This is a genomic window from Streptomyces sp. NPDC002206, from assembly GCF_053593595.1.
In genome coordinates, this window is the sequence record NZ_JBSFCW010000002.1 from 617065 (window position 1) to 641798 (window position 24734).

A 24734-nucleotide genomic window follows, 5' to 3' on the forward strand; every position below is an offset into this window, starting at 1 on the left:
TCCGGGCCGCCACTCGGGGTCAGCTCGCAGGCTGCTCCGACTCTTCCTCTTTGCGGATGGTCAGCTCGCCGTCGCCGACGTCGATCTGGAGGCGGCTGTGGGGCTGCAGGCTGCCGTCGAGCAGCATGCGGGAGAGCCGGTTGTCCACCTCGCGCTGGATCGTACGGCGCAACGGGCGGGCGCCGTATTCGGGCTGGTAGCCGCGTTGGGCGAGCCATTCGACAGCAGCCAGGGTGACGTCGACGGTGACGTCCTGGGCGCGGAGCCGGCGTCTGGAGTCGTCCAGCAGCATGTTGGTGATCTGCCGTAGCTGCTGGTCGGCGAGTTGGCGGAAGATCACGATCTCATCGATGCGGTTGAGGAACTCCGGCCGGAAGTGTTCGCGCAGGGGGCGGAGCACCCGCTCGCGGCGGGCCTGCTCGTCGGCGTCCGTATCGCCGGCACCGAAGCCCATCGCGCCGCCGCGACCGGTGATGGCCTGCGAACCTAGGTTGCTGGTCATGACGATGACGGTGTTCTTGAAATCGATCGTGCGGCCCTGGGAGTCGGTGAGCCGCCCGTCGTCGAGTACCTGCAGCAGGATGTTGAAGACGTCGGGGTGCGCCTTCTCGATCTCGTCCAGGAGCAGCAGCGAGTAGGGGTTCCTTCGCACCGCTTCGGTGAACTGTCCGGCCTCCTCGAAGCCGACGTAACCAGGGGGAGCGCCGACCAGGCGGCTGACGGTGTGCCGTTCCTGGTACTCGCTCATGTCGAGACGGATCATCCGGTCCTCGCTCCCGAAGAGCGCCTCCGCGAGCGCGCGGGCGAGTTCGGTCTTGCCGACGCCGGTGGGGCCGAGGAAGAGGAAGCTCCCGATCGGGCGGCTGGGGTCGGCCAGACCGGCCCGCGAGCGCATGACGGCGTCGGCGACGGCGGTCACCGCTTCGTCCTGGCCGATGACGCGCTTGTGCAGATGTTCCTCCAGGCCCAGCAGCCGGTCCCGCTCCTCCTGGGTGAGGCTGCTGACGGGAATTCCGGTCTGACGGGACACGATGTCGGCTATGTCTTCGACGGTGACCTCGGCGACATGGCTGCGAGGCTGCTGTACGTGGTTTCCCTCGGCGATCCGCTGCTCGAGGTCGGCGAGTCGGTCGCGCAGCTCGGACGCCCGCTCGTACTGCTCGGCTGCGACGGCCTGGTCCTTGTCCCGGGTGAGTTGCTCAACTTCGCGTTCCAGGGTGCGGATGTTGGTGCCGCGGGTGGAGGAGCGCAGCCGGACCCGTGCGCCGGCCTGGTCCATGAGGTCGATCGCCTTGTCGGGCAGGTAGCGGTCGGTGAGGTAGCGGTCGGACAGCTCGACGGCGGCGAGCAGTGCCTCGTCGGTGTAGCGGACCTGGTGATGGGCTTCGTAGCGGTCCTGGAGACCCCGCAGGATCTCGACGGCGTCCGCCGGGCTGGGTTCGGGGATCAGAACCGGCTGGAACCGGCGGGCCAGCGCGGCGTCCTTCTCGATGTAGCGGCGGTACTCCTCGAGCGTGCTGGCCCCCACGACATGGAGTTCGCCGCGGGCCAGGGCGGGCTTGAGCATATTGCTCGCGTCCATCGGGCCGCCCTCGGAGCCGCCGCCCGCCCCGACGACGGTATGCAGTTCGTCGATGAAGATGATCAGCCCGCCCGAGTGGGCGCGGATTTCGTCGATGAGGCCGGTGAGCCGTTCCTCGAAGTCCCCACGGAAGCGGGTACCGGCGACGACTCCTGAAAGGTCGAGCTGGACGACACGCCGACCCAGCAGGATGTCCGGCACGTCGCCGTCCGCGATGCGCTGGGCCAGCCCCTCGACGATGGCGGTCTTGCCCACTCCGGCCTCGCCGATCATGACGGGATTGTTCTTGCTCCGACGGGCGAGGACCTCAATGGTCTGCTCGATCTCCTGGTCACGGCCGATGACCGGGTCGATGCGGCCCTCCCGGGCCAGGTCGGTGAGGTCGCGGCCGAACTTGTCCAGGTTGGGGGTGTTCCGCTCGGCTGGGCCGTGATGCGGGCCGGCGCTGCCGGGCGCGGGTGCGAGGCCGTCCCGGGCACCGGCGGGCGGCGAGAAGTGCGCGGCGTTGAGCATCTGCCCCGCTGTGGAGTCGCGGTTGGCGGCGAGTGCCACCAGTACGTGTTCCGGGCCGATATAGGAGGCGCCGGTGGAGCGCGCGATCTCATGGGCGTCGAGGAGAGCGCGCTTGACCGCCGGCGTGACGGCGATGAAGTTTCGCGGCGGCCCCTCCCCGGCCTGCCGGTCGATCTCGGCGGCGAGCGCATCGGGATCGGCACCCGCCCGCGAGACCATGCGGCGCGTCGGCTCGGTGGAGAGCGCGGCCCGCAAGAGATGCTCCGTGTCGAGGTCGGTGCTTCCGTGCTGGGCGGCATAGGACGCGGCGACGGTGACGAGCTGCCGTGCGGGGCCGCTCAACAGCCGGCTGAAGTCGATGCGCCGCGGGTCGGGCGGCTCGTCCCCCTGTCCGCTGCCGAGAAAGTGCGAGAGGAAGTCTCCGAGGGGGTCCGGACCGCGGTCCTCGGGACCCTTCTGTCCGTCGGTCATGAGTATCCGTCCCCGTGGCCCGGCCCGACCGGGCCACGCTGTCTCAGTGCACGTGAAGCCGTGTTGGACGCGGTCCCGCAGGTCCGGCGTCACCTCAGATCGACGCAACCCCACTTGCCCCAATTTAGACGATATGGGAGCTGCGTGTCGGTAAACCGGACCAAGGGGCAGCGGAGCCGCAGGGGTGCTCGCCGCGCATCGATCCGCTATTCCTGGCACATGGGATGGTCCGCGTCCGACGGGGCATCCCCAGGGTGTCCGGGCCCGTACCGCGGCGCATCCACCCGGAGGCGCGCCGCCTGTCCTAATAGTGCACATGTTCGAATACGAGCTATGCTGCAGACATGGCATCGCACCATCTCCAGGGATCCCTGTTCGATCAGAGCGACGACGTGCGCCTACGCCCCCTGGACGGGCTTCGCAGAACCGAGCTCGGTGACGGCGCCTGGATCGACCTGCTCCCGGGCTGGCTGAGTGGCGCCGACGCCCTGTGCGAACAGCTGGCCACGGACGTTCCCTGGAAGGCCGAGCGACGGCAGATGTACGAGCGGGTCGTGGACGTCCCGCGCCTGCTCGCCTTCTACCGTGCCGGCGAACCGCTGCCGCACCCCGTCCTCGACGAGGCGCGGCAGGCGCTCTCCACGCACTATGCCGCCGAGCTCGGCGAACCCTTCACGACAGCCGGCCTGTGCCACTACCGCGACGGGCGCGACAGCGTGGCCTGGCACGGCGACCGCATCGGCAGGGGGGCCCGCGAGGACACGATGGTCGCCATCCTCTCCGTGGGAGCGCCCCGCGACCTGCTGCTGCGCCCGTGCCGCGGCGGTGATGTCGTCCGGCGGCCGCTCGGACACGGCGACCTGATCGTGATGGGCGGCTCCTGCCAGCGGACCTGGGAGCATGCCATCCCCAAGACCGCACGGGCCGCGGGAGGGCGCATCAGCATCCAGTTCCGGCCGCACGGGGTGCAGTGACCTCTCGCCTCGCCGATGCCGGGATTCCGGCATGAGGGAACGGACGATCCGCCCTCGTGTCGAAGTCATCCCGCCCGTTGCACCAGGCGACCTTTGACGTGGAGTGGCCGAGCGCGTAGCGCAACGCCATCAGCTCGAACTGAGGCCTGGGTAACGCGGGGATCGTACAGGCGGGCTGGCAGGAGGGCTGGTCAGGTCCTGACGATCGACGTGGCAGCACTGCTTGCTGTTGTCGTGGTCCTACGGCGGCGTCGCCGGGCACAGGCCAGGAGCCGGTTCGACGAGAAGTTGACCGCGGTCATCGTGTGGGCCCTGGGTCGTTCTGCTTGCTCCGGCAACGTTCGGGCGAGGGTGTCCTGGAGACCTTGTTCCAGCTCGTCCACGGTGTTTCGCGGTCTGCTGAAGGGCTCCGGCGATGCCATCGTCGGAGCCCTGTCCGCGTGCTGGTGGTGGACGGCCTGTGAGACCGCAATTCCTCTCAGCAGCCGGGTGAATGTCAGTGGGGACGCCGGCCGTCGCCGGTTTCCAAGGTCGGGGGGTCAGGCGTCGGACTTGGAGCGGGACTGGGTGGCGGGGTGGCGCAGTTCTTCGTTGATGCGCTGGGCTTCGTCGAGCTGGTCCTCGAGGATGATGATGCGGCAGGCCGCCTCGACCGGGGTGCCCTGGTCGACGAGTTCACGGGCGCGGGCGGCGATTTTCAGCTGGTAGCGGGAGTAGCGGCGGTGGCCGCCTTCGGAGCGCAACGGGGTGATGAGGCGGGCTTCGCCGATGGCCCGCAGGAATGCGGGGGTCGTGCCGAGTATTTCGGCAGCCCGGCCCATGGTGTAGGCGGGATAGTCGTCGTCGTCCAGACGGCCGAGCGGATCTTCTGCGGTCATTTGCACCTCTGATAGGGGAACGCGTCAGGGGGCCCTGGTGCCGTACGGCACCAGGGCCCCGAGGGATTTGAACACCATCTGCCGGCTTACTGCGGTGCCGGCCTGTCGTTTCCGCACCGGCGCCCGGGGGATGGGGGCGAGTGCGGGGATCGCGGATACGTGACCGTGGGACCACCTTCCGTTCCGGGGCTGCGGTACCCGGGCCGACTACGTCCTCGCCCGGGCGATCCTGATGGCGTCTGCCTCCTTCTCGTCTTTCTGATCCATCTGGTTGCTACTGCGGTCTTGCGAACCGCTGACGGCCCCGATGGGCCGCCCGGCCCGGCAGTCAGCGAGGAGACCCCTGGACTTCCGGCCCCGCCACTCCACTGCCGTGCCACAGCCTCCTTCTGTCCTGCATGCGCGGTAGTTCGTCTCTTCCACGCATTGCTGACTTCTTGGCTACAAGAAAGACGCTAACTCCGACGAGCACGCATGTCTACTTCCGCCACGACAGATTTTCTGCGCGGGGGAATGGTGGAGTTCTATGGCCTGCCCCCCTCGAAACCGCATCGGGAAGCACGATGGCGGGGTGCGACGGCTGAGGGCGCGGGCACGCTGCCTGACACGGAAGGCTGTACGCCGATGCAGGTGGTGCGTACGCGCTCCGGGCCTGCTCCGCGGCTGACATCCCGGGAGCATGCGCCGCCTCGGACGAGGGACACAATGAGGTATATGGGTGTCGAGCGGGTATCGATGGACCGCCTCCTGGAGCAGCCGTCGGGCAGGGGACTTGTGGCAATCCCGCTCGCGCTGATCATAGTGATCACTGTGGTGGACATCCACTCGCCGGCCGATGTCCATCTGGGGCCGTTTCTGGTCATCGCGCCCGCACTCACCGCCTCCCTCGCCGGCCCATGGCTGACTGCGGGAATCGGCGTTCTGGCTGTGGCTGCTCAGATATTCATCGCCGTCCTCCACGGCGGGCTGGCCACGTCCAACCACATTGCGCAGATCACCGCCCTGACCGTGCTCTCCGCTTTGGTAGTTTTCGTCTGCTACGTGCGGGAGCGGCGCGATCGCCAGCTGAGCCGGGCGCGATCGGTGGCCGAGACGGCACAGCGGGTTCTGCTGCGGCCTCCGCCCCGCCGGATCGGGCCGTTGCGCGTGGCCTGGCTGTATCTGGCCGCCGAGGACGAGACCCAGATCGGCGGCGACCTGTTTGCGATCGCCCGCGCCGCCCATCCCGGCACCCGGGTGATCATCGGTGACGTCCGGGGCAAAGGCATGGCCGCCATCGGAGAGGCATCGGTGGTGCTGGGCGCGTTCCGTGAAGGTGCTCACCGGTACGCCACGCTGCCCGAGCTCACGGCGGCACTCGAGGAGAGCTTCTGCCGGAACCTGGAGGATGTGGCCGATACCAAGCACGATCCGGGGGAGCACTTCATCACCGCCCTCGTACTCGACATTCTCGACCAGGACCCACAGGCCCAGATGATCAACTGCGGTCATCCCCCGCCCCTGCTGGTGCACGATCACCAGGTGACGGCCCTGTACTCGCGCTGCCCCGCACCCCCACTGGGCATGTCCGAACTGCCTCCCTCAAGCCGCCGTGCCGACCCGTTCCCCTTCGAAACCGGCGACATCCTGCTGCTTTACACCGACGGCGTCATCGAAGCCCGCTCACCGACCGGAGAGTTCTACCCGCTCGCCGAGCGTGTCGCCTCCTTCTCCGCCACCAGCCCCGATGCCCTGCTGCGTCACATCCACGATGACCTGCTCGCCCACGTCGGCGAGCAGCCCACCGACGACGCCGCCCTCCTGGTCATCGAACGCACCACCTCCCACCACCTCCACCGGCCGCACCTGGAGTGAGCCGTCACCGTGGGTTTCCCGGCCGATCGCGACCCGCATCGAGGCGCCGCTCGCCGAGATCGGCGCGCAGCAGGAGGTGTGAGTGCGGTGAGCGGCACAGACGACCTACGAGACGTCGTCCACGAGGCCGTCGTCCACCTCCGGGCCCCGCCGGATGCGCCGCCGCCCGCCCCGAGCTGCGGGGTGTCGGCAGGTGCGGCGTTCCCCGCTCGCCGCACCTGCAGAAGGAGGCTGGCCTCCAGCGGGTCCATTCCCAGCCATTGCGCGGGTCCGCATGGCTGCCTGATTCCCGATGAGTCAGGTCACGCGCAGTCCGCCGTCGACGAACAGGTCGAGGGCGTTGACGCCGGTGTTGCGGAGGACGAAGTCCGTGGCATCGACAACCTCCGCCGTGGTCACGAGGCGTCCGATGGGGGTCCGCGCCAGGTGGGGGTGCTCGGGCGCGTCGCGCCACTTGGCGCTGTCTCCCACGACGCCCGGGTGGATCGCATTGATGCGGTGGGGTGCGATTTCCACGGCCAGGGTTTTCACCAGGCCGGTGATGCCGCTGTTGAATGCGGTCACCATGGTGGAACCGGGGTAGGGGCGTTCCTTGGCCAGGCCACCGAAGAGCACCACCGACGCGCCGGGGTTGAACCGGTCACGCAGGGCTCGCACGGTCTCGGTGTAGCCCACCAGTTTGGTGGTCACGGACTCGATGGCTTCGGCGATATCGAAGTCCGCGAGGGAGTTGACGCTCTGTTTGATGGCGGTGATCACCAGGTTGTCGACCGCGCGCACTTCGCTGAGCGCGGCGGCGATCGTCTCCGGCTGCGACAGGTCAATGGCCAGGCCTCTGGTCAGGCCGCCGATTTCGCCGGCCACCGTGTCGGCGTGCGCCGTGGTGCGGCTGGTGATGAGGACAGTGTCGCCACGGTCGGCGAATCGCTGGGCTACGGCGCGGCCCAGTCCGCTGCTTCCTCCGACGATGATCGAGGTGGTCACGATTCAGTGGTCCGTTCAGGTCGACGGGTGGCTGACACGGAATTCCGTATGAGCAAGGAGGACCGGGCCCGGAACGACGGCCCCCATACGGGCTACGACGGCGGCCTCCTCAGGTAGTCGACGGCGGCGAGGTCGTCGTTGTCATGGCCGGCCGCGACGGTCGCTCGCAGGCGGTCCCGGACGGCCTGGAGCAGAGGGCTGGGGGTGGCGGCTGCCGCGGCCAGTTCGATGTCCTTCAGGGCGAGTTGCACCGCAAATCCCGGCGCGTATGAGGCGTCGTCCATGACGCCTACTTTCTGCAACTCGTACGGCATGGCGAGCGGGCCCGCCTCAAGCACCCGGACGAACGTCGCATGGTCGACGCCGAGAGCGTCGCACAGCGCAAGGACGTCGCTCATGGCGACCGTCGAGGCAGCCATCCAGGCGTTGACCACGAGCTTGACGGCGCTGCCCTCGACCCCCGTCCCGACGTGGAGCACCGACGAGCCGAGATCGTCGAGCAGGGGACGCGCTCGCGAAAGGACGTCCTCGGCGCCGGCAACCAGCCAGACAAGCTTGCCCTGCCGAGCGGGAGCGGTGCTTCCCGAGACCGGGGCGTCGAGGTACGAAACACCGTGATCACGAGCCAGACCGGCCAGCGCGCCGGCGTACTGTGGCCCTACCGTGCTCGCCTGCACCCAGACGGCATCGTTGTCGAGCCGAGCGATGGCATCTGACATGACCTGAGTGACCGCATCGCCGTCACGGAGCACAGTGACGACGACGGACGCGCCGGAGACCGCATCTCCCACCGCCCTCACTGCCGTGACCCCGGCAGCGTGCTCCGCCACCGAACGGGCCCTCTCCTCGGTCCGGTTCCACAGCCGTACCTCGTGGCCGGTATCTCCGAGCCGCATCGCCATCGCGGCGCCGAGTGCGCCTGCTCCGAGAACAGCGACGGTGGAAGCGTGAGACATGAAAAAGACCCCTTGTCTGTTTTCCCCCGTGGCCATGTTCCGTCGGCAACCCGAGTCCTTCCTGGCAACGGACGGTTGGCCAAGGGCTGTCCCGCAGATGATCCAAGCGGCTGCTCGCTGTGCGGCGCGCTCGGGACCGTGATCGGTGCGTCGCGGGCTCAGCTCACCGCCACGCCGTAGGGGCTGGCGCCGAGGGTGACAGTCGCGACGACCTTATGAGATGCCGGGTCGATGACGTTGAGGGTGCCCGCTCCCTGGTTCGTGACGTAGATCGCCTCGTTGGTGACTTCCAGGTTGAACGGGTCTGTGCCGGGGGGGCCCAGGGCAATGGTGGCCGAGACACGGTGGCTGCTGGTGTCGATCACGGATACGTTGCCCGGGCCGAGATCGGCGGAGTAGGCGACGTGGCCGTCGGACCCGATGGCCACGTCAAAGGGGCCCTTGCCGACCTGCACGGCCGTCGCTTTGCCGGTACGGGTTGCGACGGCAAGGACCTGCTTTCCCACTTCGTCGGCGACATAGGCCGAATTGCCGTCCGGGGTGATGGCGACGCCCACGGGGGAGCGCCCCGCGGAAAGGCTCCGGGCGACCCGGCGCGTGCTGGTGTTGATGACCGACAGGCTGCCGGACCCGGAATTCGCCACGTAGGCCGTACCGCCGTCGGGACTGAAAGCCACGCTCACGGGAGACTTGCCGACCGGGATGGTCGCGGTGACCCGGTTGGTTCGGGTGTCGATCACCGAGACGGTGTTCGAACTGCCGTTGGTGACGTAGAGGGACCTGTCATCGGGGCTGAGCCCGACACCGGTGGGGCTCTTCCCGACCGTCACAGTCTTGACGATCTTGTTGTTCCCGGTGTCGAGGACCGAGACCCGGGCCGAGCCGCTGTTGGCGATGTACACGCGCTTGCCGTCCTCGGTGACCGCGACGCCTTCGGGCGCCACGCCGGCCGGCACGGTTGCGACGACCTTGTAGGTACCGGCGTCGATCACCGAGAGCGTGTTGTCCTGCTGATTCGTGACATACACGCGGCCACTGGCACCGGCGTGGACGGGAGCGACCGGCACGGTGGAGTGCTTTTGGACTGAGGGGGCGGGCGTACAGGAGATCAACAGGATCCCGATGCCCGCCGCGAGTACCGGTCGGAGCGTCCTGCCGGGTCGCCGGCGGCCGCTGCCGGCTCGGGTCCGCAGGGCAGAGTACATCTCGCCTCCTGTGTGTATTTGCGATGGTTCGGTCCAGGGCCGGGCGGCGCGGCGTCTCGCCGACGCCGCCCGGTGACAGGGCAGGATCAGGCCAGGAGCCCGCGGGCGTAGTAGTCCTTCTCGTCCCGAACACCGGGAAGCGCGAAGAAGTAACCCCCGCCCCGTGGGCTGATGAACGGCACTAGTGCTTCGCCTTCCAGCCGGGTCTGCATGGCGATGTAAGTGTTCAGCTCCTGCTGGAAGCAGACGAATGCATGGCCCATGTCGAGTTCCGGCAGGTTGAAGCTCCGGTCGTAGTCGTAACTCCGACGCAGGATCGTGCTGGTCGCCGCGGTCTGCGGAGTCTGGGGATTGGCGAGGCGGATATGAGAGTTCAGCGGGGTGATCAGGCCCTGCGGGTCGTTGGTGTAGATGGGATCGAGGAGATCCGTGGCGTTCTCATCCACGGCGTACATGGGAGCGCCGCTCGCCTTGCGGCGGCCGAAGATCCGCTCCTGTTGAGCAATGGGCACCTTCTGCCACGCCTCGATAAAGAAGTGCACGATACGCACCACGTGGTACGTGCCGCCTGCGGCCCAGGCCGGTTCGGCGCTCTTCGGCTGGACCCAGACCACCTGATTCATCTGGGCCTCGTCGGAGAGGGTCGGGTTGGAGATTCCGTCCTTGAAGCCGAACCAGTCGCGCCGGACACCGACGGGACGCTCCGGATTGCGCTGGCCGTCAATGCGCCAGCGCAGCTTCGCCGCGGACTTGGTGTGCATCAGGATGTCGATCAATGCGTGCACCGTCGTGTCGCGGTGATCGGCGCAGATCTGGATCAGCAGGTCCCCCTGGCTCAGCGCGGGGTCCAGGTCGTCATGGCGGAAGGGCGACATCTTGACGAGCTGGACCGGCTTGCGCTTGCTCAATCCGTAGCGGCTGTCGAAGAGGGACGCGCCCACTCCGACAGTCAGGGTGAGACCATCCGCCACGAATGTCGGTCCCATGATGCCGTTGTCCGACGGCGTTGCGGTCGGGGGCACCTTCGGTGGCCTGCCGCCCGCCGTGAGGAAGCGGGCTCGCGAAGTCAGCGTGCGGAACAGCTTGGTGAGTTCCGCGCGGTTGGAGGCGGTCACGTCGAGCGAGACGAAAATTGCGTCCTGTTGCGGCAGAGTGGCGATGCCTGCCTGGTGATAGCCATGAAAGGGAATCGTGCGGGATTTCGGTTCCGCCTTGATCTCGACCACCGGGTCGGCGCTCGCGGCACTGCTGCCCAAGACGGTCGCGCCCGCCGCTCCGGCCAGGCCCGCGGCGGCCCCGTGAAGAAACGACCGCCGGGCAAACGCACTCGCCGGGCACCCTTCGCCGCTCCACCCTTCCTCCAGGGTCGCGGATGTCTCGTCAGCCATGGTTCCCCTCAGGCAAGGATCCAGGCGGCAATCCGTACAGTGCCGCCGTGATCGGACTCCGTGAGCCGGCCCCGGCCCACAAGGCGCGCGACCGCGTGCGGCAGCCCAACCAGCGTCGGGATTGCCACCAGTGACATAAATGTTTCGTAAAACGTAATTTATTGGACGTGCGCGCTTGCGCCACTGGAGAGACGCCGTTTGGTGAAGCCCCTCCATCGCCGACGCGGATCCGAGGTCGTGGTCCGTCGAGCGCGCGACGGCGAGAGCAGCCCTGATGGCGCGTTGAGGGCGTCGGAGTACAGCGCGGCCGTCCGTGCCGGTAACGACGACGGTCTGCTCGTTCAGTGCGGTGAAGGTTTCTCGATCAGGCGCTCGGCCACTCGGGTCTTCGGTCGGATCAAGCTGTCGGCGATGCCCGCGTAGGCGAGGTCGACCGAGCGGGTGGCCCAGCTGCAGTGCGGTCCAGCGACGTTTACAAGCCGCTCGCCCTGATGGCCCTGACGGGCTCACGCGACCGACGAGGAGTGACGGGCCCTGGCCCACACGGCCGGACAGGATGACTCCGGGGTATGGCCAGGAGGAACGTCCGGCGGTGCAGCCAGTGCGCTGCCTGCTGCCCGAGGGCAGCAGGCAGTTGCAGCAGTGCGGTCAAGATGCGCGTCAGTTGAGGTTCGACGTCGACCAGCGCGTGCGCCTGCGGTGCGGGGTCGTGTGAGGCCGGCCAGGACGGTCCTGCAGCCCCGCCTCACCCTCCGCCCGCCAACGGCTCACCCACTTATGGGCCGTTGGCCGGGAGATGCGGAGGTCTTCATCTTGATCAAGTCCTTGAGTGTCAACAACGCTCGTGACCAATACACCTAATTCTGCGGTGCCAGGGTGCGTAGGACACAGAATTCATTGCCCTCGGGGTCTGCCATGACCACCCAGTTTCGGTCTGAGCCTTGGCCCACGTCCGTCTTGGTGGCGCCGAGGCCGAGCAATCTGGTCACCTCGTCGTCGGTGCTGCCGTCGATTGGGCTGACGTCGAGGTGAAGCCGGTTCTTCACGGTCTTTCCCTCGGGCACCTGAACGAACAGCAGGGTGGGCGACATCTGGCGGGCCCGAACATCCTCAACGGTCGGCATCCAGGAGCCGATCTCGACCTTGCCCTCGCCCCGGTCGATCACCTTGAAGTCCAGAACCTCGCACCAGAAGGCCGCGAGTCTCTCCGGATCGTGGCAGTCAACGGCCAACTCGGTGAACCTACTTGTCATGACTCTCCCAGATAGTGCGGACGGGACTCAGAGTATTGGTTCGTGCCGCCTGTGCCGTCCGTGCCCCTTCAAGCAGGGTGTGTTGGTCCTGCGCTGCTCCAGCTCGAACACGGACGCACCACCAGAACGAAGATCACGAATTGTCACAAGACGTCACCGAGAAGGGTTCAATGGGTGAGCTGTTGTTATTCACGGGACTTCGCCTCGACACGTACGAGTAGTGCAACGCTGACCATGCAGGCCTCTCGGTGATTCAATTTCCGTCGGTTGGCGACAGTGCCGTGACATGGAATTTCCCGCAGTTTCGTCACAGCTGGCGCTGCAGCTGGGATGACCAAATATTCCTCGCCAGTCTCCAGTTGACATGCAGTGTCCCGGTGGGAGGCTTGAACTGAGTGATCGGCGGGGCGCGTCCGCTGTGTCCGCTGTGCCCACTGATGCGGCTGGAGAGGTAACGGGAAGCGGCGCCGGCCCAGCCATTGGCCTGTACGACTCCCCGTTGAGTATCTTGCGAATCCTCTTAGTTGTGTCGGTCAGTGCGTACATGCGCTCGTCGCCACAGGCGTTCCGCGTGCGCGTTTCACGCGGTTCATTCGTGAATTTTGTTCTTTCCCTCGAGATTCGGAAAAGTCGGACAGGAGGAGAGAATCCCCATGAAGGCTCTGGTGTATGACGGGCCGCGTTCGGTGAACGTGCAGGACGTGCCGGACGCGAGGATCGAGCGGCCGACGGATGTGCTGGTGAAGATCACTTCCACCAACATTTGCGGGTCGGACCTGCATATGTATGAGGGGCGCACGGACATGGAGACGGGGCGTGTCCTGGGCCACGAGAACATGGGGGAGGTCATCGAGATCGGCGACGGCGTGGACCGTGTGCGGGTGGGGGACCTGGTCTGTTTGCCGTTCAACATCAGCTGCGGGTTCTGCCGCAACTGTGACAACGGACTGACGGCCTTCTGCCTGACCACGCCGGTGGATCCGACGATGGCCGGTGCCGCATACGGCTTCGCGGGAATGGGCCCCTACAACGGCGGTCAGGCAGAGTTCCTGCGGGTTCCGTACGGAGACTCCAACTGCCTGGTGCTGCCGGAGGAGGCGCGGGAGAAGCAGACCGACTACGTGATGCTGTCCGACATCTTCCCTACCGGCTGGCACTGCACGGAGCTGGCCGGCGTGCAGCCGGGCGAGACCGTTGTCATCTATGGCGCGGGCCCGGTCGGTCTGATGGCGGCGCTGTCGGCAAATCTCAAGAGCGCCGCGAAGGTGATGGTCGTCGACCGTCACCCCGACCGGCTCGCGCTCGCAGAGCAGATCGGTGCGATTCCCATCGATGACTCCAAGGCCTCGCCGATCGACCAGATCAACGAGCTCACCAACGGTCTGGGGGCGGACCGTGGGTGTGAGTGCGTGGGCTACCAGGCGCACGACCCTCAAGGTGTCGAACACCCGAACCTGACGCTCAACAACCTGGTGCACTCGGTGAAGTTCACCGGGACGATCGGTGTCGTGGGTGTCTTCGTGCCGCACGACCCGGGGAGCCCGGACAAGCTGTACAAGGAGGACGGCGAGGTCGCCTTCGACTACGGCCTGTACTGGTTCAAGGGCCAGTCGATGGGAACCGGTCAGGCCAACGTCAAGGCGTACAACCGACAGCTGTGCGCCCTGATTGAGCAGGGCAAGGCCAAGCCCTCGTGGATCGTCTCCCACGAGCTGCCGCTGGACCAGGCCCCCGCCGGCTACCAGCACTTCGACGCCCGTGACGACGGCTGGACCAAGGTCGTCCTCCACCCCAACGGGTCGAGTTGACCGACGGGCCACCCCTGGGCAGGGCGCCCACCGTGACGAGGACGATCACGGCAGTCCTCCACTACTGCGTAGGCGAGGTGAAGAAGTCATCCGCTGCCATGAGTTGTGGGATTCGCAGGCCGCGTTACCCGTATTCGGCATGACTGCCGGATTCCCGTGGACGGGAGAAGACTGATGAGCGGAAGGCTGACGGGCAGGAAGGCCTTGGTCACCGGTGGCGCACGAGGGATCGGCGCGGCTGTGGCCCGAAGGCTCGCCGCTGACGGGGCAGACGTGGCGATCAACTACCGGAGCAGCGGTGACGCGGCGGAGGAGCTCGCCGCCGAGATCACCGCCGTCGGCCGTCGCGTGGTCGCGATCAAGGCGGACGTCAGCGACCCGGACCAGATCCGGCGGCTGGCCGATGAGGCCGCCGAAGCTCTTGGTGGACTCGACATTCTGGCCAGCAACGCCGGAATTGAGTACTTCGGCAAGCTGGACGACGTCACCCCCGCCGACTTCGACCGTGTCTTCGCCATCAACACACGAGCTCAGTTTTTCGCCGTACAGAACGCCGCACGGCATATGGACGGAGGAGGGAGGATCGTACTGACGTCATCGCAGAGTGCCCACAAGGCGGTTTTCTACCACGCCCTCTATGCGTCGAGTAAGGCCGCAGTCGAATGCATCGCGCTCAACCTCAGCCCCGAACTCGGCCGGCGCGGCATCACCATCAACGCCATCGCGCCCGGGGGAACCGTCACCGACATGTCCGCTCACGCGGCTTCCCACTACGTCCATCCCGACGTCGACACTGATTTCCGCGCTCTTATCCGCACCGCCAGTTCGCTCGGTCGGATGGCGGAGCCCTCCGAAATCGCCGCGGTCGTCTCGTTCCTGGTGTCGGACGACGCCTCGTTCATCACCGGCCGGACCATCCAGGCCGACGGTGGCTGGTTCTGACCCAGGAAGGGCGGGGGCTGGGTGATGGAGTATCAGGTGGTTGCAGGACTTCACAGCGTTCTGCTGGGCCTGTTCGCACCACCGCAGCCGTTACCCCGCATTGACAGAGACGCTGAGCGCTGCAGTCGGCAGGCGACACGCTTTCGGTCGACACAGTGTCCGGCAGGGCGACGGTGCTCATGCAAGCGGATGCCGGCTTCCAGGATTGAGGTAGAGGAATGACGTATGTCGCCCAGAGCCGCCCGCGGATCGGCTGGGTCGGTGCCGGCCGCATGGGCTTCCAACTTGCCGCCCGGCTGCTGGATGCGGGGCACGACGTAGCCGTCTACAACAGAACCCGGTCCAAGGCCGAACCGCTGGCGGAACGGGGAGCGACGCTCGTCGACCGGCCGGTCGATGTAGCCGACCGGGATGTTGTCTTCACCATGGTCTCTGCCTCACCTGACCTGGAGGCGGTCACCACGGGCTCCGCTGGCGTGCTGACCTCGCCGGATGCCGCTCCGGGGGTGCTGATCGACAGCTCGACGGTGTCAATCCCGATGTCCGCGCTGATCCGCAGCGAATCCGCCAAGCGTGGGACCGACTTCCTGGCCGCCCCGGTGAGTGGGAACCCGAAGGTGATCGCCGCAGGGAAGCTGACGGTTGCGGTCTCCGGCTCGCGCGAGGTGTTCGGCCAGGTCGAGCCGTTGCTGGCTCTGCTCGGGCGCGGGGTGACCTACGTCGGCGCGGGCGAAGTCGCCCGTCTCGTCAAGATTGCGCACAACGTCTTCCTCGGTGTCGTCACCCAGTCGCTCGCCGAGATCACGGTCCTCGCAGAAAAAGGCGGGGTCGGCCGTGCCGCCTTCTTGGAATTCCTCAACGACTCCGTGATGGGCTCGGACTACACCCGCTACAAGTCGCCCGCGCTGGTGAACCTGGACTTCACACCGACGTTCACCATGCCGCTGCTGCGGAAGGACCTCGACCTGGGATTGTCCGCGGCCCGCGAGCTGGAGGTACCCATGCCACTCGCGGCCGCCACCGCTCAGCTCGTCACGGGTGCCATCGGCGCGGGGCACGTCGAGGAGGACTTCGCCACCTTGATCCTCGAACAGGCCAGGAACTCCGGCATCACGCTGACCCCCCAGGACGTGCCCGTGGACGACGGTCTCTCACCGCAGACATGACCTGCCGAACGGCACCACGGGTGGGATCCAGGCGCCGGGCGTTCCGGGGGCGATGTCGGTGAGCTTGGTAAGCAGGGCCAGGAAGTTTTCGTCGGTCACCGGAGTCGACGGAGGTCAGGGCGGACGACTGGGTGGGCAAGTTCGGCGGTGGTCACGAGGGATGTCCTGGTCGATCTCGTCGAACCTCTTGGTGATGCCCAGGATTTCGGTGATCCGCTCAAGGGCTCGCTTCGGTTCGGTCATGACCCCATGCCGTCCAGGGTGAGGTGCAAGATGGCGCCGGCCGAGCCATTGCCATCCGGCGGTGTCATCGGGCTCGGTGCCCTGGTCACTGCGTACGGGTGGCGGGGCAGGCGGGTCAGCCGGAACCTGCCGTCGCGGTCGGTGGTGGTGCGTGCCACGACCTTCCCCGTCGCGTCGACGGCGCGTATGACCGCCCCGGGCAGTGGGCGGTCCGGGCTCGCCGCGCGGACCACGCCGGCGATCTGCCCGTTCGTCCGAGGGGCGGCTTCTGCAGCGGCGGCTTGGCCGTTGCCGCCGGTCGTCATCGAGTAAGTGACCGAGCGGTAGCCATGTGCCGTGACGATCAGTGCGTACGCATCGAGGGCGGAGTCCCTGGTGCGGTGAGGTCGGTCTTCGCGCAGTCCGGGCGGACTGGCCCGAGCGGTGTCGGGGCCGACCCTCGGTGGGGTGGAGTGTGCGACGCCCGAGGCGAGCCCGTGGGTTCCGACGGGGAAGACGGCCGCTCGGTCCGGTGTCACGGAGCTGTGGTGTGCCGCCTCCGGGCCCCGGAGTGCCGGGCAGGAATAGTCGGTGGTGCCGACGGTGGTCGGCTTGTCAGTGTGCACGTATTTGCCGCCGCGCAGCCAGGAGGCGACGGCGGCGACGAGGCAGGCGGCTATGGCGAACATGAACGCGGCGTCCAGGCCGTTCGCGAACGGCCCGGAGATCAGGGCGGGGAAGAAGCCACGGCCGGTCAGGTAGGCCGCGTGGCTCGCCGGCAGCTGATCCAGCACATTCGGACCGAGCAGTGTCTGGACCGGGTTGTAGCCCAGCAGAGAGGCGAACAGCACCGAGACCGGTGGCAGCGCCGACAGTCGGTCCGCATCGCCGGCGGGGACGCCCTGGGCGACGAGGCCGCTGGACAGGGAGTGCGGCAGTGTCCCGGCCAGGCCGAGGACGATCAGGCTGAAGAACACCCCGATCGACAGCACCAGCGCAGAGTTCTGGAAGGTGGTGCTCATGCCGCCGCCGACCCCGCGCTGGTCCGCGGGCAGGCTGTTCATGATCCCGGCCCGGTTCGGGGAAGCGAACAGTCCCATCCCGATCCCGTTGAGCAGGAGGATCGCGGCGAAGGTCCCGTAGTGGAAATCGACCGGCAGCAGTGCCAGCAGCACGAAGCTGCCTGCCGCGACGAGCATGCCGCCGGTGGCGAACGGCCGCGCCCCGAAGCGGTCGGACAGCCAGCCTGAGATCGGCCCGGCGATCAGGAAACCGACGGTGAGCGGCAGCATGTAGATGCCCGCCCATAGCGGGGTCTCGGTGAAGCCGTAGCCGCGCCGGGGCAGCCAGATGCCCTGCAGCCAGATGATCAGGACGAACATCAGCCCGCCGCGTCCTATCCCGGACAGCAGGCTTGCGAGGTTCCCGGCAGTGAACGCACGGATACGGAACAAGCTCATCCGGAACATCGGCTCCGCGACCCTGGTCTCCACGATGCCGAAGATCACCAGCATGACCACGCCGCCGATCAGGGCGGACAGCACCCACGGGTTGGTCCAGCCCATGGTGTGCCCGCGGTAGGGCTGGATGCCGTAGGTGATGCCGGCCAGCACCGCGACCAGACCGACAGCGAAGGTCAGATTGCCCCACCAGTCCAGCCGGGCGGGCCGCCGGATGCCGGTGTCGTGCAGTTTCCGATACGACCAGAACGTGCCGAACACCCCGATCGGCACCGACACCAGGAACACCATGCGCCACTCCACCGGGGCGAGCAGCCCTCCGAGCACCAGCCCCATGAACGAGCCGGCGATGCCCGCTACCTGGTTCAGTCCCAACGCCAGGCCGCGTCTGTCGGGCGGGAACGCGTCGGTGATGATCGCATTGGAGTTGGCCATCAGCATCGCGCCGCCGACGCCCTGGCCCACACGCATCAGGATCAGCCACAGTGCGCCCGCCGTGCCATGCATCCAGGTCACTGACAACAACACCGAGAACACGGTGAAAACCGCGAATCCCGCGTTGTACATGCGAACCCGGCCGTACATGTCGCCCATCCGGCCGAAGCTGACCACGAGCACCGCTGTAACCACCAAATACCCCGTGATCAACCACAGCAGCAGACTCGTGTTCCCCGGCTGCAGAGGATCGATCCCGATTCCACGGAAGATGTCCGGCAGCGCGATAAGCATGATCGACGCGTTGATCGTGGCTATCAGAACACCCAGCGTGGTGTTGGACAGCACGACCCACGAATAGTGCGGGCCGACGGTATCAGCGGCGTCCCTGGCCCGCCCCCGCGCCGCACGCGATCCGGCGGACCTCGAAGTCATGGGCACGTCCTCGGACGAGGAGGAATGGATCAATTCCCTCTTCCCAAACTAACGACCTCGGGGGCGATGGCAATAGGTGGGTCGGCACGTGACGTGACATGGCTTCATCCTCCGGCTCCTGGTCACGTCGGTGCACCTTTGGCTCGGACAGCTCCACGCTGCCATGGCAGAGCCGTACGGGGTGGACCGCTCCACCGTCTCCGCAGTAATCCGGGAGGTCCGCCCGCTGATGGCAGCGCACGGCTTCGCGTATCCGACCCCTGGGACTGCCCCGAACGTGATGTCGGAATCGCGCCAGCACGGTCCTTGGAGACCGAGCACCATGGTCCTCGAACCCGCTCGGAACAGTGTGAGTACCAGGCCATTTACCTGTTTCGTGCGGGATGGGAATCCGGTTTCAAAAGAAGGAGAATCGTGGATCTGAAGCTTCTGGACCGAGTCGCCATCGTTACCGGTGCGTCCAAGGGCATCGGGCTGGCCGTCACCCGTTCTCTGCTGGAAGAGGGCGCGAAAGTGGTGGCCGTCTCTCGCCGGATGACGCCGGAACTGAAGGACCTCGAGGGAGTCGGCCTCCTCCATGTGTCGGCCGACTTGATGGACCCGGATGCGCCGGGCCGGATCGTCGATCGCGGGGTCGGGCACTTCGGTGCGCTGGACATCCTGGTCAACAACGCGGGCGGCCCGCCCCCTGGCATCACCATGCCTCGCACTGGATTCTTCGACGGTGACGACGCCGAGTGGCAGGCCATTTTCGAGTTCAACCTGTTCTCGACCGTCCGTATGACCCGCGCCGCCATTCCCCGGATGATCGAGCGCGGTGGCGGTTCCATCGTCAACGTCTCCACTGGTATGGCCCGCCAGCCCGCGAGTGTCAACATCGAGTACGGAGCCGCCAAGGCCGGGCTGTCCAATCTCACCAAGGCACTGTCGGAGGAGTTCGGACCCCAGGGGATTCGGGTCAACACGGTATCCCCGGGTGCGGTGCGGACCGCGTGGTGGACCGAGAAGGGGGGAGCCGCGGACGTCATCGCCAGAATGGCCGGCGCCGACCGTGACACCGTCATGGAGACCATAGCCCCGCAGATGATGGGTCAGGTGACAGGCCGTCTGATCGATCCACAGGAGGTCGCTGACGCCATCCTGCTCCTGGCTTCACCGCGGTCGGCCAGCACGATCGGTGCCGACTTCGCCGTCGACGCCGGGTTCCACAAGAGCGTCTGACGTACGCGGTCGATCGGCTGCCCGCTGCCGTACGGCTGCGGACGCGGGAGGATGTGTTCGCCTACGCCGACGCCGAGCGTGTGGACCTGTGCATGGACGGGAATGAGGTACAGGCCAGACGCCCGCTCGCGGACCGCCCAGGCCGCAAAGCCTTCGTCCTTGGCAAGAAGAAGCAGAGAACACCATCAAGACCACCAATGTCAGCGACGGGCAAGGGCCGCACCCTGTTCAGCGGGGTGGTGCGGCCGGGCCGGATGCACGACCAGACGGCCGTGCACATCGCCGAGCAGTTCCGCCACTATCCGAAAGTGAAGGCAGAGGTCGACGAAGGCTACCGGGGCCTGGCCAACGAGTTCCCCGCCCAGGTCAGCGCCCCGCCGAAGAACGATGCACCGCTGGGCGAGCAGTACGCCTGGCGCGAGCAGTGGCGCCGGCAGTCCTCGGCTCGGATCTCCATGGAGCGGGGGCGACGCCGTCGATCACCGGGGTGTCCTGAGCCAACGTCAGGACATCGCCCATCAGCTCCAGCAGTTCAGCCTCGTTGTTCGGTACTCGGGGCGAGAACACTCAATGAGTGGCCGTGTCGTCGCGGGGCACTGGGCGGCCAATCAGTCAAAGCCACACCTACGGCATGAGCGCTTTCAGCCACACCCAGGCCCCTGGGTCTCCCGATCGCACGAAGGTCCGGAATCAACCCGCCAACAAGGTAAGGAGCGCTGTAGTTGGCCCGGCTGGCCAAGTATGTGCTCAGGCCTCGCAGATCCGTGTACTTCTGGAGTCGCGGCTGCCCGTCAACGGGGCCTGTCCGTCCGCTACTCAACACGCCGGGCGGCGTCAGCCCATCACAGGGTTCCCCCGAAGATTCGCATCCCCGCACGGCCAGGGGCCCTCAGCCAGGGGGCCCAGCGGGCTGTGGAAGGCGAGCACCTCACTGTCCAAGGACACAACCACGCGGCCGTCACCCAACAGCAGCGTGCGGCCCATCACGTGCCTGCCGTCCTCCATTGCGAACAACGCGTGCGAAGCCAGGTCCGCGTCGACGGCGAGGAGTTTACCGTCGCGCCAGAACACCGTGGTGCCCTCGCGGTTCGCGAACTCCGTAGCAGGCGGGAGGCGCCGGCCCAGGCGATGCAGAACCCGTCGTCGAGCAGGACGAACGCGCCGACCTCCTCGTCGGGCCCGCACTCCGGGACGACCGTCCGGCCAGTGGATCCGTCCGGGAGATGACTGGTTAGCGCGTGCGGGGCCCGGTGCGTGCCGACGGGCCAGTCCTTCTGGATGCCTGTGTGGCTATGCGGCGCCGGCGGCGTGCAGAAGGAGGTGGAGGTCGTGGGCGGCTTCGGCGCTGGACCATGCGGCGACGGCGAGGACCGCGACGGTGGCCAGGGTGAGTCCGCGGTGCAGGGTGAGCGGCGGGGAGAGGAGGGCCGCGACGCGGCGCGGCACCGGGCCGGCTCCAGCCAGCGGTCCCTTGTTGCGGCCGAGAATGCCGAGGGCCGCGCCGGGGGTGCGGGCGAGGGTATGCCGGGCGGCCAGCGCGGCCTTGCCGACGGTGCGGGCGACGCGGGTGCGGTCGCCGGTGGCGTCGGCCGCGTTTTCGTCGGCCCAGCGCTCGATGGTGTAGGTGACCGCGGCGGCCAGCGGGCGGAGTAGTGGGTTGGCGGTGGCGCCCAGCTGGGCGAGGGCGACGAAGAGGTAGTGGTACGCAGCTAGGTGGGCCCGCTCGTGGGCGAGCAGGATGGAGTGCTCCGCCTGGTCGAGGGTGTCGAGCATGCCGGTGGAGACGATGACGCGGCCGGGCAGGCCCGGCAGCGCGAAGGCGTCGGGGGCCTCGTCCTCGAGCACGACCAGGCCGTCGCGCGCGGGCATGCACGCCGCGTCGATGGCGGCCGCCGCGAGGGAGCGGGCGCGGCACCAGAGCATCCGGGCCGCGGCGAGCACGGCACCGCCGAGCAGCAGCCCGGCGATCAGTGCTACGGACAGTTCGGTGGGGTCTTGGCTCTGCGCACTGTTCGCCGACCAGTGACCAAGGGCGGCGAGCAGTGGGATGCGGATCGCTGCGGTGGCCGCGAGCAGGGCCAGTGAGAGTGTGCTGGCCGCGCCGAGTCCCACCGAGGCGGCGGCCAGCAGCCAGGTGGCCAGGCGGGGTTCGCAGCGCTGGGTGAGCTGTCGAGCGCCGAGCGGGGCGAGCAGGGGTAGCAACAGCGGGAGATAGACGGCGATACGCATGCGCGACCGGGCTCCTACCGACCGGGGCCGGTGTTGGGGTCAAGGAGCTGGCGCAGCAGTTCCTCGTCTGTACTGGAGAGCTCGTCGATGAAACGGCTCAGAACGGCCTCGCGGTCCGGCCGCTCGTCGAGAACACCGCGCATACGGCGGGCGGCGAATCCGTCCTCGTCGGTGACCGGTGCATACGCAAAGGCCCTCCCGCGTGAGGTGCGGGTGAGCAGCTCCTTGGCATACATGCGCGTGAGGATTGTCACCACCGTGCTGTAGGTCAGCTCGCCACCAAGGCGCTCGGCGACTTCGCCGGGGATCAGCGGTTCGCCCGCCTGCTGCAGCACGGCAAGGACCTCGGCGACCCGCTCACCGTTGGCCCGCTTGGGAGGCCGTCCCCGGGCGTCAGCACTCATGGGTTTGGCGTTCCCTCAATCGTCTTCTACAGTCGTGTAAAACTTCAGCGTCTACGGCCGTGTAGACGATGTTGTGTTCCGAGTGTGCCATGCGCCCCCAGGCGAAGCGCAACGGTCCAGGCCACGAAAGGGGCCCCGCCGAGTGAAGATCGCTTTCCTGATCCACAACGTTTACGGCATCGGCGGCACCATCCGCACCACGCTCAATCTTGCCTCGGCCCTCGCGGACCGCCATGAGGTGACCATCGTCTCGATGCTGCGCCACCGGACCAGCCCCCGGTTCACCATCGATGAGCGGATGACCCTGGTGTCGCTCGTCGGCCTGCGCAAGGACGCCGCCGATACGGCCGACCCGCGGCTGCACCAGCCAGCAGAGTCCTTCCCCTCAGCGGAAAAGCGCCACAAGCAATACAGCCGCCTCACCGACCTGCGGGCTGAGGAGTACCTGCGCACCTGCGACGCCGACGTGATCATCGGAACCCGCCCTGGCATCAATGTCTACCTGGCGCGCTTCGCACCCCGCCACGCGCTGCGCATCGCCCAGGAACACCTCACCCACGACACCCACAGCACACGCCTGCGCAGCCAACTCGCCCGGCACTATCGCGGCCTGGATGCCGTGATCACCACCACCGAAGCGGACGCCACCGCCTACCGGACCAAGGTGCGCCTGCCCGGCGTGCACATCCAGGCCATTGCCAACAGCGTGCCCCAACCCCACGTGCCGCCCACCGGCGGCAGCACCCAGGTCATCGCCGCGGCCGGACGCCTGGTCCGCGCCAAGCGGTTCGACCTGCTCATCGAGGCCTTTGCCAAGGTCGCGGCCGAGCGCCCCGACTGGTCCCTGCGCATCTATGGCACCGGCACCGACAAGGACCGGCTTCAGGACCTCATCGACGACCGCGGCCTGGCCGGGCGGGCAAGCCTGATGGGCGCGACCGCACACATCGAGGCCGAGTTCGCCCAGGCATCCATCGTGGCGAGCGCCTCCGACGCCGAGTCGTTCGGCATGACCCTGGTCGAGGCAATGCGCTGCGGAGTCCCCGTGGTCAGCACCAACTGCCCGCTCGGCCCCGCCGAAATCATCCACGACGGCGTCGATGGCCTCCTGGTCCCGGTCGGCGACGCCGCGGCGCTCACCGCGGCGCTGCTCGACCTCATCGACGACGAAGGCGCCCGCCGCCGCATGGGAGACGCAGCTCGGAGAGCCTCCAAGCGCTTCGACCCCGCCCCCATCGCCGCGACCTACGACGCACTGTTCACCGAGCTCGGCGCGACCCGCCGCTCCCGCGCCTGGCAGCGCGGACGCGGCAGGTGGCGCGCACGCATCGACGGGTCCATGCGCCGCCTGCGCCAACCCCGCCACCCCTGAGCAACATCCCCGCCCCATCCGCCCCACCCAGAGACGGAACCCATGAGCGTCATAAGCATCGGCCAGGCCGCCGTACTCGGAGTCGTGGAAGGAATCACCGAATTCCTCCCGGTCTCCTCCACCGGCCACCTCAAGATCACTGAAGGGCTGATGGGCATCCCCGTCGACGACACCTCCGTCGTCGGCTTCACCGCCGTCATCCAGGTCGGCGCCATCGCCGCAGTACTCGTCTACTTCTTCAAAGACATCGTGCGCATCGTGAGCGCATGGGGCCGAGGACTGACCGACAAGCATGAGCGGTACCACCACGACTACAAATTCGCGTGGTGGGTCATCTACGCCACCATCCCGATTGTGATCGTCGGACTCGCGGCGAAACCGCTGGTGGAGGGGCCACTCGCGTCCCTTTGGGTCGTGGCGGTATCGCTGATCGTCGGCAGCGGGGTGATGTGGGCGGCCGACCAGATGGGACGCCACAAGCGCGGCGAGGACGACACCACGTTCAAGGACGCCATGCTGGTGGGCAGTTCGCAGATCCTGGCGCTGCTCTTCCCCGGCTTCTCCCGCTCGGGGGCAACCATGTCCACCGCGCTGATCCTTGACCTGGACCGGGTCGCCGCGACGCGACTCTCCTTCTTCCTTGGCATCCCCGCCCTGACGGGCGCGGGCCTGTACGAACTCAAGGACGCAGTCGGCGCCGGAGTGGGCGTCGCACCCCTCGTCGTCGGGACGGCCGTCTCCTTCGTCGTCGCCTATGCCTCCATCTCCTGGCTCCTCAAATTCGTCGCCCGACACTCCTTCAACGCCTTCGTCGTCTACCGCATCATCGTCGGCGTCCTGCTCCTCGCGCTGCTCGGGACCGGAGCGCTCCACGCGTAACCGTCGGCTGAAGCGTGTGGGGCGCGCGCCCGAGCGCCACGCCGGACACCGCCGCCCCACACACGTACCGCCCCCAGTTCCTGAAATGGACCACGGGGGCCAC

General features: G+C 67.5%; 19 protein-coding genes and 1 pseudogene. 8 read left to right on the top strand and 12 right to left on the bottom strand.

What is annotated here, in order from left to right; translation table 11 throughout:
• Positions 1 to 19: 19 nt before the first annotated feature.
• Complete coding sequence (locus ACWCP8_RS07675) at positions 20 to 2566, bottom strand: ATP-dependent Clp protease ATP-binding subunit (RefSeq protein WP_451114781.1); 2547 nt, start codon at positions 2564 to 2566, stop codon at positions 20 to 22.
• A gap of 344 nt (positions 2567 to 2910) precedes the next feature.
• Between ACWCP8_RS07675 and ACWCP8_RS07680 the strand changes: the two genes are divergently transcribed.
• A complete protein-coding gene (locus ACWCP8_RS07680; RefSeq protein WP_451114783.1) occupies positions 2911 to 3540 on the top strand; it encodes an alpha-ketoglutarate-dependent dioxygenase AlkB in 630 nt (209 codons plus the stop codon).
• Between the two features lie 539 nt (positions 3541 to 4079).
• On the opposite strand, the gene ACWCP8_RS07685 is transcribed toward ACWCP8_RS07680, so the two are convergent.
• Positions 4080 to 4418: a MerR family transcriptional regulator gene (locus ACWCP8_RS07685; protein WP_352263502.1), complete on the bottom strand. Its 339-nt coding sequence runs from the start codon at positions 4416 to 4418 to the stop codon at positions 4080 to 4082.
• Positions 4419 to 5132: 714 nt separating this feature from the next.
• On the opposite strand from ACWCP8_RS07685, the gene ACWCP8_RS07690 reads away from it, so the two are divergent.
• Positions 5133 to 6272, top strand: a complete 1140-nt coding sequence (locus ACWCP8_RS07690; protein ID WP_451114786.1) for a PP2C family protein-serine/threonine phosphatase — start codon at positions 5133 to 5135, stop codon at positions 6270 to 6272.
• 297 nt (positions 6273 to 6569) lie between these two features.
• Here the strand turns inward: ACWCP8_RS07690 and ACWCP8_RS07695 are convergent, their stop codons facing one another.
• From ACWCP8_RS07695 to ACWCP8_RS07720, 6 genes and pseudogenes are all read right to left on the bottom strand, one after another.
• A complete protein-coding gene (locus ACWCP8_RS07695) occupies positions 6570 to 7256 on the bottom strand; it encodes an SDR family oxidoreductase (RefSeq protein ID WP_451114788.1) in 687 nt (228 codons plus the stop codon).
• 92 nt (positions 7257 to 7348) lie between these two features.
• Complete coding sequence (locus ACWCP8_RS07700) at positions 7349 to 8248, bottom strand: NAD(P)-dependent oxidoreductase (protein WP_451114790.1); 900 nt, start codon at positions 8246 to 8248, stop codon at positions 7349 to 7351.
• A 122-nt stretch (positions 8249 to 8370) separates the two neighbouring features.
• Positions 8371 to 9417 (bottom strand): YVTN family beta-propeller repeat protein, encoded by a 1047-nt coding sequence (locus tag ACWCP8_RS07705; RefSeq protein ID WP_352263508.1) that lies wholly within the window; start codon positions 9415 to 9417, stop codon positions 8371 to 8373.
• Between the two features lie 86 nt (positions 9418 to 9503).
• On the bottom strand, positions 9504 to 10643 hold the full coding sequence (locus tag ACWCP8_RS07710; RefSeq protein ID WP_451114792.1) for a Dyp-type peroxidase: 1140 nt from the start codon (positions 10641 to 10643) through the stop codon (positions 9504 to 9506).
• A gap of 858 nt (positions 10644 to 11501) precedes the next feature.
• A pseudogene (locus tag ACWCP8_RS07715) lies at positions 11502 to 11612 on the bottom strand (helix-turn-helix domain-containing protein); the annotation flags it as partial.
• A 50-nt stretch (positions 11613 to 11662) separates the two neighbouring features.
• Positions 11663 to 12058, bottom strand: coding sequence for a VOC family protein (locus tag ACWCP8_RS07720; RefSeq protein ID WP_352263511.1), 396 nt, complete (start codon positions 12056 to 12058; stop codon positions 11663 to 11665).
• A gap of 653 nt (positions 12059 to 12711) precedes the next feature.
• On the opposite strand from ACWCP8_RS07720, the gene ACWCP8_RS07725 reads away from it, so the two are divergent.
• The 3 genes from ACWCP8_RS07725 to ACWCP8_RS07735 all read left to right on the top strand — a co-directional run bounded on the left by ACWCP8_RS07725 (position 12712) and on the right by ACWCP8_RS07735 (position 15974).
• Entirely contained in the window at positions 12712 to 13866 is a 1155-nt protein-coding gene (locus ACWCP8_RS07725) for a glutathione-independent formaldehyde dehydrogenase (protein ID WP_390005932.1), read from the top strand.
• Between the two features lie 174 nt (positions 13867 to 14040).
• On the top strand, positions 14041 to 14808 hold the full coding sequence (locus ACWCP8_RS07730) for an SDR family NAD(P)-dependent oxidoreductase (protein WP_352263512.1): 768 nt from the start codon (positions 14041 to 14043) through the stop codon (positions 14806 to 14808).
• A gap of 218 nt (positions 14809 to 15026) precedes the next feature.
• Positions 15027 to 15974 (top strand): NAD(P)-dependent oxidoreductase, encoded by a 948-nt coding sequence (locus ACWCP8_RS07735; protein ID WP_451114795.1) that lies wholly within the window; start codon positions 15027 to 15029, stop codon positions 15972 to 15974.
• Positions 15975 to 16088: 114 nt separating this feature from the next.
• Here ACWCP8_RS07735 and ACWCP8_RS07740 read toward each other — a convergent pair whose 3' ends face one another.
• Complete coding sequence (locus ACWCP8_RS07740; RefSeq protein WP_352263515.1) at positions 16089 to 16217, bottom strand: hypothetical protein; 129 nt, start codon at positions 16215 to 16217, stop codon at positions 16089 to 16091.
• A complete protein-coding gene (locus ACWCP8_RS07745; protein ID WP_451114797.1) occupies positions 16214 to 18526 on the bottom strand; it encodes an MFS transporter in 2313 nt (770 codons plus the stop codon). Before ACWCP8_RS07745 ends, ACWCP8_RS07740 begins: the two co-directional genes overlap by 4 nt.
• 306 nt (positions 18527 to 18832) lie before the next feature.
• Between ACWCP8_RS07745 and ACWCP8_RS07750 the strand changes: the two genes are divergently transcribed.
• Positions 18833 to 19747, top strand: a complete 915-nt coding sequence (locus tag ACWCP8_RS07750; RefSeq protein WP_451114799.1) for an SDR family NAD(P)-dependent oxidoreductase — start codon at positions 18833 to 18835, stop codon at positions 19745 to 19747.
• Between the two features lie 1290 nt (positions 19748 to 21037).
• Here the strand turns inward: ACWCP8_RS07750 and ACWCP8_RS07755 are convergent.
• Positions 21038 to 21976, bottom strand: a complete 939-nt coding sequence (locus ACWCP8_RS07755) for a M56 family metallopeptidase (protein ID WP_451114801.1) — start codon at positions 21974 to 21976, stop codon at positions 21038 to 21040.
• A gap of 14 nt (positions 21977 to 21990) precedes the next feature.
• A complete protein-coding gene (locus tag ACWCP8_RS07760; protein WP_451114803.1) occupies positions 21991 to 22380 on the bottom strand; it encodes a BlaI/MecI/CopY family transcriptional regulator in 390 nt (129 codons plus the stop codon).
• A gap of 142 nt (positions 22381 to 22522) precedes the next feature.
• On the opposite strand from ACWCP8_RS07760, the gene ACWCP8_RS07765 reads away from it, so the two are divergent.
• Both ACWCP8_RS07765 and ACWCP8_RS07770 read left to right on the top strand, forming a co-directional pair.
• Positions 22523 to 23752 carry a glycosyltransferase family 4 protein gene (locus ACWCP8_RS07765; protein ID WP_451114805.1) on the top strand — a complete coding sequence of 410 codons (1230 nt, stop codon included), beginning with the start codon at positions 22523 to 22525 and terminating at the stop codon, positions 23750 to 23752.
• Between the two features lie 42 nt (positions 23753 to 23794).
• Positions 23795 to 24631: an undecaprenyl-diphosphate phosphatase gene (locus ACWCP8_RS07770; protein ID WP_451114807.1), complete on the top strand. Its 837-nt coding sequence runs from the start codon at positions 23795 to 23797 to the stop codon at positions 24629 to 24631.
• Positions 24632 to 24734 lie beyond the last annotated feature (103 nt).